At 72.9% G+C, this 19,257-nt stretch carries 16 protein-coding genes; 10 read left to right on the forward strand and 6 right to left on the reverse strand.

Going from position 1 to position 19,257, the window contains the following annotated elements; translation table 11 throughout:
• Nucleotides 1–117: 117 nt before the first annotated feature.
• The 6 genes from GWK15_RS11795 (at nt 118) to GWK15_RS11820 (ending at nt 11,679) form a co-directional block, all read left to right on the forward strand.
• Nucleotides 118–2,229: a peptidase domain-containing ABC transporter gene (locus GWK15_RS11795; RefSeq protein WP_245211616.1), complete on the forward strand. Its 2,112-nt coding sequence runs from the start codon at nt 118–120 to the stop codon at nt 2,227–2,229.
• Nucleotides 2,226–3,593, forward strand: a complete 1,368-nt coding sequence (locus tag GWK15_RS11800) for an HlyD family type I secretion periplasmic adaptor subunit (RefSeq protein ID WP_168041538.1) — start codon at nt 2,226–2,228, stop codon at nt 3,591–3,593. Before GWK15_RS11795 ends, GWK15_RS11800 begins: the two co-directional genes overlap by 4 nt.
• A gap of 151 nt (nt 3,594–3,744) precedes the next feature.
• Nucleotides 3,745–6,774 carry a beta strand repeat-containing protein gene (locus GWK15_RS26315; RefSeq protein ID WP_168041539.1) on the forward strand — a complete coding sequence of 1,010 codons (3,030 nt, stop codon included), beginning with the start codon at nt 3,745–3,747 and terminating at the stop codon, nt 6,772–6,774.
• A gap of 46 nt (nt 6,775–6,820) precedes the next feature.
• The gene (locus GWK15_RS11810) at nt 6,821–8,806 is read left to right on the forward strand and encodes an O-linked N-acetylglucosamine transferase, SPINDLY family protein (protein WP_245211617.1); all 1,986 of its coding nucleotides are present in this window, start codon (nt 6,821–6,823) and stop codon (nt 8,804–8,806) included.
• Between the two features lie 2 nt (nt 8,807–8,808).
• The gene (locus tag GWK15_RS11815; RefSeq protein ID WP_168041540.1) at nt 8,809–10,563 is read left to right on the forward strand and encodes an O-linked N-acetylglucosamine transferase, SPINDLY family protein; all 1,755 of its coding nucleotides are present in this window, start codon (nt 8,809–8,811) and stop codon (nt 10,561–10,563) included.
• Between the two features lie 75 nt (nt 10,564–10,638).
• Nucleotides 10,639–11,679: an amino acid ABC transporter substrate-binding protein gene (locus tag GWK15_RS11820; RefSeq protein ID WP_245211618.1), complete on the forward strand. Its 1,041-nt coding sequence runs from the start codon at nt 10,639–10,641 to the stop codon at nt 11,677–11,679.
• Between the two features lie 54 nt (nt 11,680–11,733).
• Here GWK15_RS11820 and GWK15_RS11825 read toward each other — a convergent pair whose 3' ends face one another.
• Nucleotides 11,734–12,627, reverse strand: a complete 894-nt coding sequence (locus GWK15_RS11825; protein ID WP_168041541.1) for a LysR family transcriptional regulator — start codon at nt 12,625–12,627, stop codon at nt 11,734–11,736.
• A 102-nt stretch (nt 12,628–12,729) separates the two neighbouring features.
• Between GWK15_RS11825 and GWK15_RS11830 the strand changes: the two genes are divergently transcribed.
• Both GWK15_RS11830 and GWK15_RS11835 read left to right on the forward strand, forming a co-directional pair.
• Nucleotides 12,730–13,434 carry a type 1 glutamine amidotransferase domain-containing protein gene (locus tag GWK15_RS11830; protein ID WP_168041542.1) on the forward strand — a complete coding sequence of 235 codons (705 nt, stop codon included), beginning with the start codon at nt 12,730–12,732 and terminating at the stop codon, nt 13,432–13,434.
• A complete protein-coding gene (locus GWK15_RS11835) occupies nt 13,434–13,886 on the forward strand; it encodes a VOC family protein (RefSeq protein WP_209442197.1) in 453 nt (150 codons plus the stop codon). The genes GWK15_RS11830 and GWK15_RS11835 overlap by 1 nt, the downstream gene beginning before the upstream one ends.
• Before the next feature lie 21 nt (nt 13,887–13,907).
• Here the strand turns inward: GWK15_RS11835 and GWK15_RS11840 are convergent, their stop codons facing one another.
• The 3 genes from GWK15_RS11840 to gloB all read right to left on the reverse strand — a co-directional run bounded on the left by GWK15_RS11840 (nt 13,908) and on the right by gloB (nt 15,839).
• A complete protein-coding gene (locus GWK15_RS11840) occupies nt 13,908–14,369 on the reverse strand; it encodes a cupin domain-containing protein (protein ID WP_168041544.1) in 462 nt (153 codons plus the stop codon).
• Nucleotides 14,369–14,968: a glutathione S-transferase N-terminal domain-containing protein gene (locus GWK15_RS11845; RefSeq protein ID WP_168041545.1), complete on the reverse strand. Its 600-nt coding sequence runs from the start codon at nt 14,966–14,968 to the stop codon at nt 14,369–14,371. The genes GWK15_RS11840 and GWK15_RS11845 overlap by 1 nt, the downstream gene beginning before the upstream one ends.
• 145 nt (nt 14,969–15,113) lie before the next feature.
• Nucleotides 15,114–15,839, reverse strand: a complete 726-nt coding sequence (gloB, locus tag GWK15_RS11850) for a hydroxyacylglutathione hydrolase (RefSeq protein WP_168041546.1) — start codon at nt 15,837–15,839, stop codon at nt 15,114–15,116.
• Nucleotides 15,840–15,907: 68 nt separating this feature from the next.
• Here gloB and GWK15_RS11855 point away from each other — a divergent pair, with 68 nt between their 5' ends.
• Nucleotides 15,908–16,612: a class I SAM-dependent methyltransferase gene (locus GWK15_RS11855; RefSeq protein WP_168041547.1), complete on the forward strand. Its 705-nt coding sequence runs from the start codon at nt 15,908–15,910 to the stop codon at nt 16,610–16,612.
• Nucleotides 16,613–16,670: 58 nt separating this feature from the next.
• Here the strand turns inward: GWK15_RS11855 and dapB are convergent, their stop codons facing one another.
• Nucleotides 16,671–17,438, reverse strand: a complete 768-nt coding sequence (gene dapB / locus GWK15_RS11860) for a 4-hydroxy-tetrahydrodipicolinate reductase (RefSeq protein ID WP_168041548.1) — start codon at nt 17,436–17,438, stop codon at nt 16,671–16,673.
• A 162-nt stretch (nt 17,439–17,600) separates the two neighbouring features.
• Here dapB and GWK15_RS11865 point away from each other — a divergent pair, with 162 nt between their 5' ends.
• The gene (locus GWK15_RS11865) at nt 17,601–17,987 is read left to right on the forward strand and encodes a PRC-barrel domain-containing protein (RefSeq protein ID WP_209442172.1); all 387 of its coding nucleotides are present in this window, start codon (nt 17,601–17,603) and stop codon (nt 17,985–17,987) included.
• A gap of 42 nt (nt 17,988–18,029) precedes the next feature.
• On the opposite strand, the gene dnaJ is transcribed toward GWK15_RS11865, so the two are convergent.
• A complete protein-coding gene (dnaJ, locus tag GWK15_RS11870; protein ID WP_456306866.1) occupies nt 18,030–19,184 on the reverse strand; it encodes a molecular chaperone DnaJ in 1,155 nt (384 codons plus the stop codon).
• Between the last annotated feature and the right edge of the window lie 73 nt (nt 19,185–19,257).

Genomic DNA, 19,257 nt, shown 5'->3' on the forward strand with positions numbered 1-19,257 from the left:
GCGGCAGAACCTGCCGGTTTCCCGCCGTTTCCGCTTAACGGCAACGCAAGGCGCGACCCTCTAGCCTCCAGCCGCTTCCCGGGGCCGGACAGGATGTTGGCGCCAGAACTCACAGCCTTGCGCTGCCTCTTCCTCGTCGCCTCGCACCACGGCCTGCGCCTCGGCCCCGAGGACCTGCCCGCCGCCGGCGCGCCCGACATGCTGCCCGCCGTGCTCGGCACGATGCGCCGCATCGGCCTCGACGCGCGCGCCCTGACCGGCTGCGGGTGGGACAAGGCCGAAGGGCTGGGCTCCGCCTATCCGGCGCTCGCCGTGCGGCGCGACGGCTCCTGGGTGGTCCTGGTGCATGTCATGCCCGGACCGGACGGCGCGCCATCCGCCGCCGTGCTCGACCCGGCGCAGGAAGCCTCGGGCGTGCAGCTGGTCCCGCGGGAACGCTTCCTCGCCGACTGGGCCGGCACGCTGGTGCTCTGCCGCCGCGCCGCGGAGCAGGAGGACCATCGCCCCTTCGGCTTCGCCTGGTTCCTGCCCGAGATCGCGCGCCACCGCGCCTTCCTCTCGGGCGTCGCGGTCGCGGCCGTGCTGTCGAACCTCATCGCCTTCGCCATCCCGCTGCTGTTCCAGCTGCTGATCGACCGCGTCGTGGCGCACGAGGCCTGGCAGACGCTCGTCACCGTCGTCCTCGTCTTCGCGTTGCTGACGGCCTTCGACGGCTTCTTCGGCTATGCGCGGCAACGGCTGATGCTGCTCGCGACCAACCGGATCGACGCGCGGCTCGGCGCGCGCACCTTCGCACACCTGCTCTCCCTGCCGCTCTGCTTCTTCGAGGCGCATCCCGCCGGCGTGCTGGTGCGCCACATGCAGCAGACCGAGAAGCTGCGCCACTTCCTCACCGGGCGGCTGTTCCAGACGCTGCTCGACGCCGCGCTGCTGCCGCTGCTGCTGGTCCTTCTCGCCATCTACAGCGGCCTGCTCACGGTCGTGGTGCTGGGCTTCTCGGCGGCGATCGCGGCGGTGATCGGCGCCATGGTCCCGGCCTTCCGCCGCCGCCTCAACGCGCTCTACGCCGCCGAGGGCGCCCGCCAGGCCCACCTGGTCGAGACGCTGCACAACATGCGCGCGGTGAAGTCCCTGGTGCTGGAACCCGCGCGCCAGCGCGCCTGGGATGCGCAGCTCGCCACCGCGGTGCGCGCCCATGCCGCGGTCGGGCGGCTGTCGGCCGCCGGCGGCGTCGCCACCACGGTGCTTGAGCGCCTGATGCAGATCAGCGTGCTCGGCCTCGGCGCCACGCTGGTCTTCGAAGGGCAGCTCACGGTCGGCGCGCTGGTCGCCTTCACCATGCTCTCGGGCCGCGTCACCGGACCGCTGGTGCAGATCGTCGCGCTGATCAACGAATACCAGGAAGCCGCGCTGTCGGTGCGGATGCTCGGCACGGTGATGCACGCGGAACCCGAGGCACCGCCCACCCGCCGCCTCTCCCGCCCGCCCATCGCCGGCGCGCTCGCCTTCGACGGCGTCACCTTCCGCTACCCCGGGGCCGCGACGCCCGCGCTCGACCGCGTCTCCTTCACATTGCACCAGGGCCAGGTGCTTGGCGTCGTCGGCCGCTCAGGGTCCGGCAAGACGACGCTCACCCGCCTGATCCAGGGCATCCACGCGCCGCAGGAAGGTCTGATCCGCTTCGGGGACGCCGACATCCGCACCATCGAGCTCGACCACCTCCGCCGCCATGTCGGCGTGGTGCTGCAGGAGAACCTGCTCTTTCGCGGCACGCTGCGGGACAACATCGCCGCCGCCCGCCCCGGCGCCCCGCTGCCCGAGGTGCTGGAAGCCGCCCGCCTCGCCGGCGCGCTCGAATTCATCGAACGCCTGCCCCGCGCCCTCGACACCGTGGTCGAGGAAGGTGGCGCCAACTTCTCCGGCGGCCAGCGCCAGCGCATCGCCATCGCCCGCGCCCTGATCACCCGCCCGCCGCTGCTCATCCTCGACGAGGCCACCAGCGCGCTCGACCCGGACAGCGAGGCGATCATCCAGGCCAACCTGCAGGAGATCGCGCGCGGGCGGACGATGATCATCGTCTCCCACCGCCTCTCTTCCCTCGTCGCCGCGGACGCCATCCTGGTGCTGGACCAGGGCCGCGCGCTCGACGTCGCCCCCCATGCCGCGCTGCTCGATCGCTGCGAGGTCTACCGCCATCTCTGGCAACAGCAGACGCGGCACCTGCGATGACAGGCCGCCGCCGCAGCCTCGCCCGCCGCCGCCCGCCGCGCACGACGCCCGAGGCGGTGCCCTTCCAGGACCCGCTCGACCAGGTGCTGGCCGAACCGCCGCCGCCGCTGCTGCGCGGGGTGCACTGGATGGTCGCCGGCCTCTTCGCCGCGCTGCTCGCCGCCGCCGCGATCGCCGAGGTCGACGTCGTCGTCACCGGTGCCGGCCGCCTCGCCCCCGATGCCCCGCCCATCGTGCTGCAACCCATGGAACGCGCCGTGCTGCGGGAACTGCGCGTGCGCCCCGGCGAGTTCGTCCGCGCCGGCCAGGTGCTCGCCCTGCTCGACCCCTCCTTCGCCGAGGCCGACCGCGCCGCGCTCGCCGCCCAGCGCCGCAGCCTCGCCGCCCAGCGCGGCCGCATCGAGGCGGAGCTGGACGGCCTGCCGCCCCCGGCGGCCGAGGATGCCGACGCCGCCCTGCAATCCGGCCTGCACGCCCAGCGCCAGGCCTTCCTCGCCGCCCGGCTGCACGCGCTGGAGGAGGAGATCCGCGCCCAGGACGCCGCCATCCGCGCGCTCGAGGACAGCGAGGCCGCCGCCGCCGAGCAGGTCGCCATCGCCCGTGACGTGGAGGCGCTGCGCGCCCGGCTGCTGGAAGGCCAGATCGGCTCCCGCCTGCATTTCCTCGAGGCCCGCGCCCGGCGCATCGCCGCCGAGCAGCAGCGCGACCAGGATCGCGGCCGCCTCGACGGCCTGCGCCACGCCCTCGCGCAGAAGCAGGCCGAACGCCAGGGCTTCCGCGAGGATTGGCGGCGCCAGCTGCTGGAAGACCTCGCCCGCGTGCGGGGGGATCTCGCGCGCGTCGAGGAATCGCTCGCCAAGGCTACGCGCCTTGCGGAGCTGACGGTCGTGGTCGCCCCGGCGGACGGCACCGTGCTCGACGTGGCGCGGCGGTCCGCCGGATCGGTGCTGCGGGAAGCCGAGCCCCTGGTCCGCCTGGTGCCCGCCGCCGCGCCGCTGATCGCCGATGTCGCGCTGCGTTCGGCCGATATCGGCCTGGCGCGCCCGGGGGACCGCGTGGTGGTGAAGGTCGACGCCTTTCCCTTCCAGCGCCATGGCACGCTGACGGGCACGCTGCGCGCTGTCGTCCAGGAATCCCGCCCCGCCGGCGCCGAGGAGGACACCGCCCCGCGCCCCGGGCCGGGGGCGGCGCACCGCGCGCAGGTCATGCTCGACGCGCCCGCGCTGCGCGGCCTGCCGCCGGGCGCGGGCGTGACGCCCGGCATGACCGTGATGGCCGAACTGCATGTCGGCAGCCGCAGCCTGCTGTCCACCGTGCTGCTGCCGCTGATCCGCGGCGCGCGCGAAAGCCTCCGCGAACCGTGATCGCTTAACCCTTGCGCAAGCCCGATCCCCCATCCTCGGGCCTGACGCGGTGCCGGCAGGAAGCCGGCGCAGGACGTCGACGTCGTTTTCCCCCGACCCCCCGGAAGGCGCCGTCGTCCGCTTTGGACGAAAACCCGGCTTGGAGCGTGCGATGAGCCTCCTCTCCTCCCTGACGACGACGCAGATCCAGGGGCTGACCACCACCACCATCGCCGGGCTCACCGCATCGGACATCCAGAGCCTCGCGACGACGCAGGTCGAGGCGCTGACCACCACCCAGGTCGGGGTGCTGAGCGCGACGCAGCTCGCCGCCCTGCTGCCGACGCAGATCGCCGCGCTCGAGACCACCGACCTCGGCGTGCTGAGCACGACCCAGATCCGCGGCCTGCTGCCGACGCAGCTCGGCGCGCTGACGACGACGCAGGTGGGCGCGCTGACCACGACGCAGGTCGGCGCGCTGACGGCGACCCAGGTCGCGGGAATCGAGACCACCGACATCGCCGCGCTGACCACGACACAGGTTGGCGCCCTGTCCGCCACGCAGCTCGCTGCCTTCTCCTCCGCCCAGCTCCGCGCGCTCGAGACGACCGACCTCGCCACGCTGTCCACCACCCAGCTCCGCGCCCTCGCGGCGACGCAGCTCTCGACCCTGACCACCACGCAGGTCGAAGCGCTCACCACCACCCAGATCGACGCCCTGACCTCGACGCAGATCGTCGGCTTCACCTCGACCCAGGTCGGCGCGCTCGACACCACGCAGCTCGGCGCGTTGAGCTCGACCCAGGTCGGCGCCCTGACCACCGCGCAGCTGCGCGGCTTCGACGCGACCGACATCGCCAACCTCACCACCACCCAGGCCGCCGGCCTGCGCTCCGGCCAGATCACCGGCCTGTCCACCACCCAGGTCGCCGCGCTCGAGACCACCGACCTCGCCACCTTCTCCACCACGCAGATCCAGGGCCTGACGAGCTCCCAGGTCGCGGCGCTGACGACCACGCAGGTGGCCGCGCTGACGACCACGCAGCTCGCGAGCCTCGCCACCCGCCAGGTCGTCGCGCTGGAATCGGCCGACCTCGCCGCACTCGACACCACCCAATGGGGCGCCTTCACCGCGACCCAGATCGGCGCGCTGACCACCGCCCAGCTTCGCGGCATCGAGACGACCGACCTCGAGGTCCTCTCCACCACCCAGATCCGCGCGCTGGGCGCTTCCGCCCTCGCCGCGCTCACCACCACCCAGCTCGGGGCGCTCACCACCACCCAGGTCGACGCACTCACCACGACGCAGGTCGCGGCGCTGACCACCACCCAGGTCGGTGCGCTGACCACCACGCAGGTCGGCGCCCTGAACGCGACCCAGATCGGCGCGCTCAGCACCGCACAGCTCCGCGCCTTCGACACCACCGACATCGCCGCGCTGTCCACCACCCAGGTCGCCGGACTCCGCGCGACCCAGCTCGGCGGCCTGTCCACCACCCAGGTCGCGGCCATCGAGACCACCGACCTCGAAACCCTCTCCACCACCCAGATCCGCGGCCTGCTGCCGACCCAGCTCGGCGCCCTCACCACGACCCAGGTCGGCGCGTTGACCACCACCCAGGTCGCCGCGCTGACCCCCACCCAGGCCGCTGGCTTCGACACCGCCGACATTGCCGCCCTGACCACCACCCAGGTCGGCGTGCTGTCGAGCAGCCAGCTCGGCGCCCTCGGCACCACGCAGCTGCGCGCCATCGAGACGACGGACCTCGCGACGCTCACCACCACGCAGCTGCGCGGCCTGGTCGCGACGCAGCTGTCGGCCCTGACCACCACGCAGGTCGAGGCGCTGACCACCACCCAGGTCGCCGGCCTCGCCGCGACGCAGATCGCCGGCCTCTCCTCCGGCCAGGTTGCCGCGCTCACCACGACGCAGCTCGGCGCGCTGGCCGCGACGCAGGTCGGCGCGCTCTCCACCGCGCAGATGCGCGGCCTCGACGCCACCGACATCGCCAACCTCACCACCACCCAGGCGCAGGGCCTGGCCAGCACGCAGATCGCCGCGCTGACCACGACCCAGGTCCAGGCGATCGAGACCACAGACCTCGGCGTGCTGACCACGACGCAGCTGCGCGCGCTGACCACCACCCAGATGGCCGCGCTGACCACCACCCAGGTCGAGGCGCTGTCCACCACGCAGCTCGCCGCCTTCGGCTCGACCCAGGTCGGCGCGTTGTCCACCACCCAGATCGGCGCGCTGACCACGACGCAGGTGGGTGGCCTCGGCACCACACAGTTCCGCGGCCTGACCTCGGCGCAGGTCGCGGCCCTGTCCACCACCCAGGTCGAGGCCCTGACCACGACCCAGGTCGCGGCGCTCACCACCACCCAGGTCGCGGGGATCGAGACGACCGACCTCGCCGCCCTCAGCACGACCCAGGTCGGCGCGTTGACGCGTACCAATGTCGGCGCCCTGTCCACCACCCAGATCCGCGCGCTCGAGACGACGGACCTCGAGGTGCTGTCCACGACGCAGATCGGCGGCCTCGCCACCGGCCAGATCGGCGCGCTCACCACGACCCAGCTCGGCGCGCTGACCACGACGCAGCTCGCCGCCCTCACCTCCACCCAGGTGACGGGGCTGACGACGACGCAGATCGACACGCTCTCGACCACCCAGCTCGGCGGCCTCGGCACCACGCAGGTCCGCGGCCTGACCACGACGCAGATCGCGGCGCTGTCCACCACCCAGGTCGGCGCGCTGACCACGACGCAGCTCGGCGCGCTGACCTCGACCCAGATCCGCGGGCTCGAGACCACCGACATCGCCGTGCTCGACACCACGCAGTTCGGCGGTCTCACCTCGACGCAGCTGGCCGGGCTGACCTCGGCGCAGGTGACGGCCCTCAGCACCACCGCCATCGCGGCGATCGCCACGACGCAGCAGGCCGGCCTCGCCTCCAGCCAGCTCGGCGCGCTGACGACGACGCAGATCGAGGCGCTGTCCACCACCTCCGTCGCCGCGCTCACCACCGCGCAGGTGGCCGGGCTGACCACGACGCAGATCGCCGCCTTCACCACCACCCAGATCGGCGCACTGGAAACCTCGGACATCGCGGCACTGACCGGCACCCAGACCGCCGGCTTCACCACCACCCAGATCGGCGCCATGACCGACGCGCAGGTCAACGCGCTCTTCATCTGACCGCGCGGCCGGTCGCCGGCCGCGCCCAACGCAACGGGACACGCGCATGACCAGGATGGGCATCGCAGACCTCGTCGGGAGCGCCCAGGCGCTCGCGGCCTCCGGCCAGCCGGCGCTCGCCGCCGAGCTCTACCGCGACTGGGCCGCGCTCAACCCCGACGACCGGCTGCTGCACGCCGTGCACTTCAACCGCGGCGTGCTGCTCGCCGGTCTCGACGACCTGCATGGCGCGATCGAGGCCTTCGCCGCCGCCATCGCCCATCGGCCGGATTTCCTGCCGCCCTATGTGAATCTCGGCGCCGCCTATGAACGGCTCGGCGCGCGGGCACAGGCCTTCAGCCAGTGGTCGCACGTCTCCGCCAGCCTCGCCGCCGTCAACGGCGACAGCCTCGCGACCAAGACGGCGGCGCTGAAGCAGATGGCCCAGGTGCTGGAATCCTCCCGCCGCCTCGCGGAAGCCGAGGACGCCCTGCGCCAGGTGGCCGAGCTCGCGCCCACCCAGCGCGACGTGATCCAGCACCTGGTCAGCCTGCGCCAGCGCCAGTGCCGCTGGCCGGTGCTGCAGCCGGTCGCGGGCCTCGACCGCGCGGCGCTGCTGCGGCGCATCGCGCCGCTGTCCATCGCCTGCCTCTCGGACGACCCGGCGATGCAGCTCGCCGTCGCCCATGCCCATCTCCGCGAGGACCATGGCTGGCCCGACCGCTTCCGCACCGGGGCCGACTTCGCCCATCGCATCGCCGAACGCCCCGCGCGGCGCCTGCGCGTCGCCTACCTTTCCTCCGACCTGCGCGACCACGCCGTCGGCTCCCTGATGGCCGGGATGTTCGCCCTGCACGACCGCGACGCGATCGAGGTCTTCGCCTATTACTGCGGCGTCCCGCAGGAGGACGCGACCAAGGCCCGCATCCGCGCCTCGGTCGAGCATTGGCGCGACATCGCCGCCCTCGACGACGACGCGGCGGAAGCGCTGATCCTCGCCGACGGCATCGACATCCTGGTGGACGTGAACGGCCACACCCGCGGCGCGCGCACGCGGCTGCTGCTGCGCCGCCCCGCGCCGGTCATCGTCAACTGGCTCGGCTATCCCGGCAGCATGGGCAGCCCGGTGCACCACTACATCATCGCCGATCCGCACATCGTCCCACCGGACGCCGAGCGCTTCTGTTCCGAGAAGGTTCTGCGCCTCGCCTGCTACCAGCCCAACGACCGCGCGCGCCCCACCGGCGCGGACCAGGCGCCCAGGCGCGCCGACCACGGCCTGCCGGAGGATGCGACCGTCTTCTGCTCCTTCAACGGCACGCAGAAGATCACGCCCTTCGTCTTCGCCCGCTGGATGGCGATCCTGCGCGGTGTCCCCGGCAGCGTGCTGTGGCTGCTGAAATCCTGCGAGGAGGTGGAAGCCCGCCTGCGCGCCGCCGCCGCCGATGCCGGCATCGCGCCGGAACGCCTGGTCTTCGCGCCCATCGTCCCGGTGCGCGACCACCTCGCGCGCTATCCGCTCGCCGACCTCTTCCTCGACACGCTGCCCTATGGCGCGCACACCACGGCCTCCGACGCGCTCTGGATGGGCGTGCCGGTGCTGACCGTGCCGGGCCGCTCCTTCGCCGCGCGCGTCTGCGCGAGCCTCGTCCACGCCGCCGGCCTGCCGGACTTCGTCGTGGACACGCCGGCGGACTACGTCGCCCGCGCCATCGCCCTCGGCCGCGACGGCGCCGCGCTGGCGCCGGCGCGCGAAAGGCTGCTCTCGGGCCGCGCCACCTCGCTGCTGTTCGACACGCCGCGCCTGGTCCGCGACCTCGAAGCGCTGTTCCACGCCATGTGGGACGACTTCGCCGCCGGCTGCCTGCCGGTCCCCGACCTCGCGAATCTCGACGTCTGCCTGGCGCTCGGCGCCGCCCTCGACCACGAGGCGACGGAGACCGGCTTCGACCCCGCCCACGACGCGCGCTGGCGCGACGCGCTGGCGCGACGCCACGCCTATGCGCCGCTGCCGCCCGACCGGCGCCACCACCCCGATGCGGGGGCTGCCTGACCATGGCCCCCCTCGATGCCGCCCAGCCCGGCCAGCCGCTCGAGGCGCTGCTGCCGACCCTCGACACCGCCCGCCCCGCCGAGGGCATCGCCGCCTACCGCGCCTGGCTCGGCGCCAACCCGGCCTCACCGCAGCGCTTCGCCGCCTGGTTCAACCTCGGCGTCCTGCTGCTGCAATCGGGCGACCGGCCAAGCGCGATGGTCGCGTATCGCCACGCCCTCGCGCTCAAGCCCGATCTCTACCAGGCCTCGGTCAATCTCGGCCTCGCCCTCGAAGCCGAAGGCCGCCAGGCCGAGGCGCTCGCCACCTGGGACGCCGCGTTGCAGCCGGACGAAGCCCGCATCCCGCTGCTCAACCACCGCGGCCGCCTGCTCGAAACCCAGAAGCGCTACGCCGAGGCCGAGCAAGCCCTGCGCGCGAGCCTCCTCCTCCGCGCCGACCAGCCCGACGTCATCCAGCACTGGTCGCATCTGCGCCAGAAGGGCTGCATCTGGCCCCTGCAGGCGGACGGCATCCCCGGCCTCGACGCGGATGCGCTGGCGCTGAAGGGCGGCCCGCTCGGCGCGCTGGCGCTGACCGACGACCCCGCGCTGCAGCGCCGCATCGGGGAAGCCTGGATCGCGCGCAAGGTGCCGCCGGCGCCGCAGCGCCTCGCCCCGCCGCGCGGCTACGCGCATGACCGCATCCGCATCGGCTACCTCTCCTCCGACTTCTGCCGCCACGCGATGGGCTTCCTCATCGTCGAGCTGCTCGAACGCCACGACCGCACGCGCTTCGAGGTCTTCGGCTACTGCTCGACGCCCGAGGACGGCAGCCCGATCCGCCGCCGCATCCTCGCCGCCCTCGACCATCATGTCCCTGTCGGCCACCTGCCGGACGAAGCCGCCGCGCGGCGGATCCGCGCCGACGAGATCGACATCCTGGTCGACCTCAACGGCCTCACCCACGGCGCGCGGCTCGGCGCGCTGCGCTGGAAGCCGGCGCCGGTGCAGGCGACCTATCTCGGCTATGTCGGCCCCGTGCCGCTGCCGGAACTCGACTGGATGATCTGCGACGGCATCGTCGTGCCACCCGACCAGCAGGACCACTACGCCCCACGCCCGCTGCCGCTCGACGGCCTCTACCAGGCGAATGACAGCCGCACGCCCGACCTGCCCGCGACCTCGCGCGCCGAGGAAGGCCTGCCCGCAGACGCCTTCCTGCTCTGCTGCTTCAACAACTTCTACAAGATCACCCCCGCGGTCTTCGGCGCCTGGACCGAGATCCTGCGCCGCGTCCCGAACGCCATCCTCTGGCTGACCGAGGACAACGCCACCGGCATCGCCAATCTCCGCCGGCACGCCTCCGAAGCCGGCGTCGCGCCCGATCGCCTGCATTTCGCCACCCGCTGCGATCCCGCGCGCTACCTGGCACGGCTCGGCCTCGCCGACCTCTTCCTCGACACCTTCCCCTACAATGCTGGCACGGTCGCCTCGGATGCGCTGCGTTTGGGCCTGCCGATCGTGACGCTGGCGGGCCGCTCCTTCGCCTCCCGCATGGCCGCGAGCCTGCTCACCGCCGTCGGCCTGACCGAGGGCATCGCCACCAGCCTCGACGGCTATGTCGCGCGCGCCGTCGCCCATGCGACCGACCCGGCGCTGCACGCCCGCGCCCGCGCGGCCCTCGCGGGCGAAGCCTGGCCGCGCGGCATCGGCGACACCGCCGCCTTCACCGCCCGGATGGAAGCCGCCTTCGAACGCATCCGCCTGCGCCCCTGACCATCCCTGGTTGACACGCCGCGCACCCGCCGCCGACGATGCGTGCGGGAGACTTCAACAGGAGAGGCGAGAGCCATGATGTACCGGGGCCTTATGGCCGCCGCGCTGGTGCTGTGCGCGGGTTTCAGCGCCACCGTTCAGGCGCAGCAGAACACCATCCCGAGCCCGACGCTCGACGCCATCCGCGCGCGCGGATCGCTCAACTGCGGCATCGGCACCGGCGTCGCCGGCTTCGCGCTGCCCGACAGCCGCGGCGTGTGGCAGGGCCTCGACGCCGACATGTGTCGCGGCCTCGCCGCCGCCATCTTCAACGATCCGGCCAAGGTCCGCTTCATCCCGCTCTCCTCCTCGACGCGCTTCACCGCGCTCGGGTCGGGCGAGGTCGACGTGCTGTTCCGCACCTCGACGCAGACCATGCTGCGCGACACGACGCTCGGCCTGCGCCACGTCACCACCTACTTCTACGACGGCCACGGCTTCATGGTGCGCGCCAATGCCGGCGTGCAGCGCGTGCGCGACATGGCGGGTGCGACCATCTGCCTGATCCAGGGCACCACGAACGAACAGGTGACGGCGGACTACTTCCGCTCGGTCAACGTGCCCTTCCAGCCCGTGGTGTTCGAGCGCACGGACCAGGCCCAGGCCGCCCTCGTCGCCGGGCGCTGCGACAGCTTCGGCACCGATGCCTCGCAGCTCGCCGGCGTGCGCTCCTCCATGCCCAACCCGCGCGAATGGACCATCCTGCCGGAACGCTTCAGCAAGGAGCCCTACGGCGCTTATGTCCGCCGCGGCGACGACAACTGGTACGACATCGTCCGCTGGTACACGACCGCGATCATCGAGGCCGAGGAACAGGGCGTCACCCAGGCGAACGCCGAGGAGATGCGCCGCACCGCCGCCAACCCGAACACGCGCCGCCTGCTCGGCGTGACGCCGGAACTGGGCCAGTCGATCAAGCTCGACCCGCTCTGGGCCTACAACGCGATCCGCGCCATCGGAAACTACGGCGAGCTGTACGAACGCACGATGGGCGAGAACACGCCGGTCGCACTGCCGCGCGGGCCGAACCGGCTGCACACGCAGGGCGGGCTGCTCTACGCGCTGCCGATGCGGTGATGAAGCGCGGGGGAGGAGACCCTCCCCCGCCTTCCGGCCCGCCGGCGCGGCTGCTCACGCCGGCGCGGCGCCGATCGCGGACAGCAGCGCATCGCGCGCGAAGGCCACGCGGGGATGGCGCAACGCCGACCGCGCCCAGACCAGGTAGAAGGCGTTCTCCGGCGTGACGACCGGGGCGCGGATTTCCATCAACGCTCCCGCCCGGATCGCCGCGATCACCAGGTAATCGGGCATCACCGACCATCCGAGGCCTGCCTCAAGCATCGTGCGGATCGCCCGCAGGTCCGGCGCCGTCACCGCCGGCTGCCGGTCCGGCGGGCCAAGGCCGTTGGCCTCCAGCCAGGTCCGGATGAGCGGCCGGTCGAGGTCATAGGCCAGGTAGGGCACCGCCTTGATGCCCTCGTCCAGGGAGGACCGCGCCGCGACGGCCTGCGCGACCGTCGGCGCCGCGACCGCGATCAGCCGCTCCAGGCCGATCTGCTTGTGCGCCAGCCGCCTGTCCTCCGGCCGCGACGCCGTCAACGCGAGGTGCACCCGGTCGTCGAGCAGCATCGCGTACAGCGCCTCCTTGCCGCCGATATGCAGGCGCAGGTCGAGCCCCGCCTCGACCAGGGGCTTCAGCCGGCCGGCCACGAATTCCGAGAGGAAGTCTGACGGCGCGGCGATGTGCACCGTGCCCGACAGGCGCATGGACCGCGCGCGGACCGCGGCCAGCGCGGCCTCCGCGGCATCGAGCGTCTGGCCGAGGCTGGCCGCGAGATCTTCGGCGATCGTCGTCGGACGCACGCCGCGCGCATGGCGCTCGAATAGCGGGCGGCCGAGCTGCGCCTCGAGCGAGGCGATCTGCTGGGACACCGCAGGCTGCGTCAGGCCCAGCGCCCGCGCCGCGCCGGTCAGGGACCGCTGGCGATAGACCTCGATGAAGGTCCGGAGATGCAGGAGCGACATGCCCATACCATAAGAACTTTTATGGTTATGGTCTCTTCCTCTTTGCTGTGCCGATGGCCGCGCGGCCCTATCTCCGCGCCACGACGACAAGGAGGCCATGACATGGCACGCCATCCGAAGATCCTGATGATCAGCACCTCCGCCGCCACCATGGGCGCCGCGGACGAACCGACCGGCGTCTGGCTGGAGGAGCTGACCACCCCCTACTACGCCTTCCGCGACGCCGGGGCCGAGGTCACCCTTGCCTCGATCGCCGGCGGCGCCATCCCGGTGGATCCGCGCAGCGTGAAGCCGGCCGGGGAGAACGACAGCTCGGTCGAGCGCTACCTGCGCGACGCCGCGCTGCGCGACGCGGTCGCGAACAGCCCCGTGTTCACCAGCATCGACCCGGCGGGCTTCGACGCGGTGTTCCTGCCCGGCGGCCACGGCACGATGTTCGACTACCCCGGGAACGACGCCCTGGCGCGCCTGGTCGAGCGCTTCGACCGCGACGGCAAGGTCGTCGCCGCCGTCTGCCACGGGCCCGCCGGCCTCGTCGCGGCGCGCAAGCCCGACGGCACGCCCTTCGTGGCCGGCCGCCGCGTCGCGGCCTTCACGGACAGCGAGGAACGCGCCGTCGGCCTCGACCACGCAGTCCCCTTCCTGCTCGAGACGCGGCTGCGCGACCTCGGCGCGCGGCATCAGGGCGCTGCGGACTTCCAGCCCTTCGCGCTGCGCGACGGCAACCTGGTGACCGGACAGAACCCGGCCTCGGCGGCGCCGGTCGCCGCCCTGGTGATGGAAGCCCTGTCGGTGGAGGCCGCGTGATGCGCTACCTGCACACCATGATCCGCGTCGCCGATCCGGCGGCCACGATCCGCTTCCTCGAACTGATGGGCCTGCGCGAGACGCGGCGGATCGACAACGCCGCCGGGCGCTTCACGCTGATCTTCCTCGCAGCGCCCGGGGACATCGACGAAGCCGGCCACGCCTCCGCCGAGGTGGAACTGACGTGGAACTGGCCGCCCGAGGACGGCAGCGCGCCCGAGTCCTACACAGGCGGGCGCAACTTCGGGCACCTCGCCTACCGGGTCGGGAACATCTACGAGACGTGCCAGCGCCTGATGGACGCCGGCGTGACGATCAACAGGCCGCCGCGCGACGGGCACATGGCCTTCGTGAAGACACCGGACGGCATCTCGATCGAACTGCTCCAGGAGGGCGGGCGCCTCGCGCCGGCCGAACCCTGGGCCTCGATGCCCAATACCGGCACCTGGTAGGCGTCACGGCGGGGCCGGCGATCAGCCGCCCCGCCGCGGCCGCGGCCGCCAGTCCGGCGGCGCCAGCTCGAACCCCGCGAAGTCGAAGGCGGGGCTCACCGTGCATCCCACCAGCGTCCATCGCCCGAGCGACACCGCGCTCTGCCACCATCCCTTCGGCACGATCGCGAAGGGTCGCTGGTGCCGCGACAGGTCGGGCCCGAGATGCATCGCCTCCGCATCGTGCCCGTCCGGCGACATCGACAGCGCGAGCGGCCCGCCTGCATACCAGTGCCAGGCCTCGGCCGCGTCGACGCGGTGCCAGTGGCTGAACTCATCGGCCGCGAGCAGGAAGTAGATCGCCGTCCCCGCCCCGCGCGACCCGTCCGCCGGCGCATCGCGCCAGGTCTCGCGGTAATGCCCGCCCTCGGGGTGCGGCTGCAGCCCAAGCGCCGCGATGACCTGCGCGGCCGTGACCGACGGATCGCGCAGGTCGGGCGGCATCAGCCCACCGGCACGGTCTGCGCGACCGGTGCGGCCTTCGACACTTCGGCGAACCAGGCCGCGAGCGCCGGATGCGCCTCCCGCCAGGGCTCCTGCCCGAAGCGGAAATCGAGGTAGCCGAGCGCGCAGGCCGTCGCGATCTCCCCGATATGCGTCAGGGCCTTGGGCGGGTTCTTCTCGAGCACGCCGAGCGCGCGGTCGATCGCCGCCTTCTGCCGCGCGTCGAAGGCCTTGCGGCCATCGTCCTGCGGCAGCGCCATCTGCATCCGCCGCGCCACCGCGGCATCCATGATGCCATCGGCCGTCGCATGCATGATCTGCGCGGCGAGCCGCGCCGGTGTGCCGGTCGGCGGGAACAGCGCCGGCGCATCGCCGATGGTGTCGAGGTATTCGCAGATCACCGGGCTGTCGTAGATCGCGGTCCCGTCGTCGGCGACGAGCGCAGGCACCTTCGACAGCGGATTGTCCGCCAGCAGCCCGGCCGGCGAGACATGCGGGTTGGTGTCCACCTTCTCGATCCGGCCATCGAGGCCGCGCGCGATGGCGCAGGCCATCACCTTCCGCACATAGGGGCTGGCGGGCGAATAGTGCAGCTTCATGCCTGGTCGTTCCTTCCGAGGGTTCCAACAGCGCTACGCAGCAATTCCCTGCGGCCCGAAGGGCCGAGGCCGCGATGGCGGCCCGCCGCCAACGCGGCGAAGCCAAGCCGCGCGGATGCGCGGCGCCCGGCGTCTGAGGGTCAAACTACCTAAAATTATCCTTCGCGGTCCGGATGCGCGCGAGCGTCGCGACATCCTTCGCACGCAGGAAGGGATTGGCCGAAAGCTCCTGCCCGATCGTCGTCGGCACCGTCGCCTGGCCCGCCGCGCGCTGCACCGCGATCTCGTCCGCCCGCGCGCGCAGTGCGGGGTTCTCCGGCTCGACCGTCAGGGCGAAGCGGGCGTTGCTCTCGCTGTATTCGTGGCCGCAGCAGACCAGCGTCTCCGGCGGCAGCGCGGCCAGGCGCTGCAGGCTCGCGAACATCTCCTCCGCCGTGCCCTCCAGCAGCCGCCCGCAGCCCAGGGAGAACAGCGTGTCCCCGCACAGCAGGATGGCGCAGTCCGGCAGGTGGAAGGCGATGTGCCCGCGGGTGTGCCCGTCGCTCGCCAGCACCTCCACCGGCACGCCGAGCACCTCGATCACCTGGCCCGGCTCCACCACCACGTCCAGCTTCGGCAGGCGGTGCGCGTCGGCCGCCGCGCCGATCACCTTCGCCCCGGTCTGCGCGACGAGGTCCGCCACCCCCGCGACATGGTCGCCATGGTGGTGGGTCAGCAGGATGACCTCGAGCCTGCCGCCCGCCGCCGCCACCGCCGCGAGCACCGGCGCCGCCTCGCCGGGGTCGCAGACGGCGCAGCGTCCGTCCGCGGCGCGCAGCAGCCAGGCATAGTTGTCGGAAAGACACGGCACGGCGGTCACGTTGAGGGGCATGCGGCGGCGTCTCCTCGGCATGTCGAAGGGGCATCCCATCCGCCCCCGGGCTCCCCTATATCCCCTGCATGGGCGGAGAGGTCCACGGGCTCGGCCAATTCTACGCATCGCCGGCGGGCGCGGCGGCCGGCCGCCTGCTTGCCCAGCGGCTGCGCGCGATGTGGCCCACCCTGCCGCGGCGGGCGATCCTCGGCATCGGCCATGCCGGGCCCTATCTCGACCTCTGGCGGGCCGAGGCCGCGCGCTGCATCGCCCTCTCCCCCGCCCAGCTCGGCGTCGCCGCCTATCCCGCCGATGGCCCCTCCGCCGCCCTGGTGGCGGAGGAGGAAAGCCTGCCCTTCCCCGACCTCACCTTCGACCGGATCCTGCTGGTCCATGGGCTCGAGACGGCGGAGAACGCCCGGCGCCTGCTGCGGGAGGTCTGGCGCGTCCTGAAGGACGACGGCCGCCTGCTGGTGGTGGCCCCCAACCGCCGCGGCCTCTGGGCCCATGCCGAGCACACCCCCTTCGGCCACGGCCAGCCCTATTCGCCGGGCCAGGTCGGGCGGCTGCTGACGCGCCACCTGTTCCATGTGGAGCGGCGCGATTCCGCCCTCTACACCCCGCCCTACGGCCCCTTCCTGCGGGCCGGCGGCACCTGGGAGGCGATCGGCCGGGCGGCCTGGCCAGCCCGCCATTCCGGCCTCGCGATCGTCGAAGCCCGCAAGGACCTCCTCGCCGCGACCCCGGCCGGCGAGCCCGCAGCGGCGCGCCGCGTCCTGCTGCCAGCCTGACGAGGGCCGGCCCTTCATCGCCCCTGACCGCGGCAGGCCGGACCTTCCCGGCCGGGCCTCACATCCCCAGCACGTCCTTCATGCCGTACAGCCCCGGCGCCCGCCCCTTCAGCCACAGGGCCGCGCGCACTGCCCCGGTCGCATAGACCCGCCGGTCGAAGGATCTGTGCGTCAGGCTGATGTGCTCCGACCCCGCGGCGAAGATCAGCGTGTGCTCGCCCACCACCTGGCCGCCGCGCAGCGCCGCGAAGCCGATGGTGCCGGTCCCGCGCGCCCCGCAATGCCCGTCGCGCCCCGATTCGATCCCCGCGGCCTCGAGCGTCGTGCCCCGCCCTGCCGCCACCGCGCGCCCCAGCGCCACCGCGGTGCCGGACGGCGCATCGACCTTCTGGCGGTGATGCATCTCGACGATCTCGGCGTCGTACTGCGCGGGCGGCAGGGCAGCGGCCATGCGCTCGGCGATGGCGAGGAACAGGTTCACCCCCGGCGCGAAATTGGCCGCATAGACGATGGCGACGCGCCGGCCGGCCTCCGCCACCGCCGCCTCCTCCTCGAGCGACAGGCCGGACGATCCCAGCACCAGCGGCGTGCCGCTCTCGGCCGCCGTCGCGGCATGGGTGCGGGCGTTGCTCGCATGGGTGAAGTCGATGACGACGTCGGACGCGCCGCACAGCGCCCCGAAATCCGGCAGCACCTGGATGCCGGCCGGCGCCGTCCCGGACCGCAGCGTGCCCCCGGCGATGGCGGCGCCGGCGGCCGGCACCTCCTCGGCGAGCAGCCGACCCATGCGGCCGGCGATGCCGGCGATGCCGATGCGGATGGTCATGGCGTGGTCCCTTCCCGTGCGGCGCCGCGCGCCCTCTGTCGGCCCGGATCATCGCGCGCCGCGCGGGCGCGGCAAGGCCCTGGCTCGCGCCCTTGTCATCGCGGGCGGGGAACCCCCGCCGCCCTGGCGCGTTCCCCACCCAGGCACCACAGGAGGACAGCCATGACCGTGATCGACCCGCGCCGCGATGCGCGCCCGACCACCAAGGACATGACCGCGCCGACCACCGGCCACCTGATCGCCGGCGGCAAGGTCGCCGGCACCGAGGTCTATGCCCTCGACGGCGAGCACATCGGCCGCATCGAGGACGTGATGCTCGACAAGCCCACGGGGCGCGTCGCCTATGCGGTGCTGTCCTTCGGCGGCTTCATGGGCCTGGGCTCGAAGCACTACCCGCTGCCGTGGGACATGCTGCGCTACGACACGAATCTCGGCGGCTATGTCGTGAAGCTCAACAAGGCCCGGCTGGAACGCGCCCCGGTCGCCGAGGCAGGCTGGCAGGACCGTCGCGGCACCATCGACGACTACTGGGCGATGCCGGTGGCTTAGGCGGCGCAAAGGGCGGGGAGGGCGGCGCCCTCCCCCCGGGCGTCACCGCCCCAGCCCGTCCCAGAACTCCTTCACCTTCGCGAAGAAGCCCTCGCTCTCCGGGTGCGTCTTCCCACCGCTCCCGGCCTCGGCCTCAAACTGCTCGAGCAGCTCGCGCTGCTTCGGCGTCAGGTTCTGCGGCGTTTCGACGCTGACCTGGACATACATGTCCCCCCGCGCCGCGGACCGCAGCACCGAGAACCCCTTGCCCCGCAGCCGGAACTGGTCCCCGGTCTGGGTGCCGGTCGGGATCGTCACCCGCGCGCGGCCGCCGTCGATGCTCGGCACCTCGACATGCCCGCCAAGCGCGGCCTGCGTCATCCGCAGCGGCACGCGGATGAAGATGTTCGCCCCGTCGCGCTGGAAGATCGGGTGCGGCTTCACCGCGATGTCGACATACAGGTCGCCCGACGGCGCCCCCCGCAACCCCGCCTCGCCTTCGCCCGCCAGGCGGATGCGCGTGCCGTCCTCCACCCCCGGCGGGATCGTCACGTTCAGCGAGCGTTCGCGCTGCACGCGCCCCGCGCCATGGCAGATCTTGCAGGGGTTCTTGATGATGCGCCCGGATCCGCCGCAGGTCGGGCAGGTCCGCTCGATCAGGAAGAAGCCCTGCTGCGCGCGCACCTTGCCCTGGCCGTTGCAGCCCGGGCAGGTCTGCGCACCGGTCGACGACCCGCCTTCCGCGCCGGTGCCCTTGCACGCCTCGCAGGAGACGGAGGTCGGGATGCGGATGTTGCTCTTGGTCCCCGCGAAGGCGTCCTCGAGGCTGATCTCGACCTGCGTGCGCAGGTCCGCCCCGCGGCCGGTCGCCCCGCCGCGCGCGCCGCGCCCGCCGCCGAAGCGGCCGAACATCTCCTCGAAGATATCCTCGAAGGCGCCGCCGAAGGGGCCGCCGCCGCCGAAACCGCCGCCGCCCCCGGGCCCGCCCTGCTCGAAGGCGGCATGGCCGAAGCGGTCATAGGCCGCGCGCTTTTCGCCGTCCTTCAGGACGTCATAGGCCTCGTTCAGCTCCTTGAACTTCGCCTCGGCCGCCGCGTCACCCTGGTTGCGGTCAGGGTGGTACTTCATCGCGAGCTTGCGGTAGGCCTTCTTCAAGGCGTCCTCATTGGCGTCGCGGGCGACGCCAAGGACCTCGTAGTAGTCCCTCTTAGACATCAGCGATGCCCCCGGACGCCGGGCCGCGGCCCGTCATCCCACTCGTCCAGAACGCTGCACCGCCCGGTCCTTGGTG

Source organism: Neoroseomonas oryzicola (assembly GCF_012163135.1).
Lineage (GTDB): Bacteria > Pseudomonadota > Alphaproteobacteria > Acetobacterales > Acetobacteraceae > Neoroseomonas > Neoroseomonas oryzicola.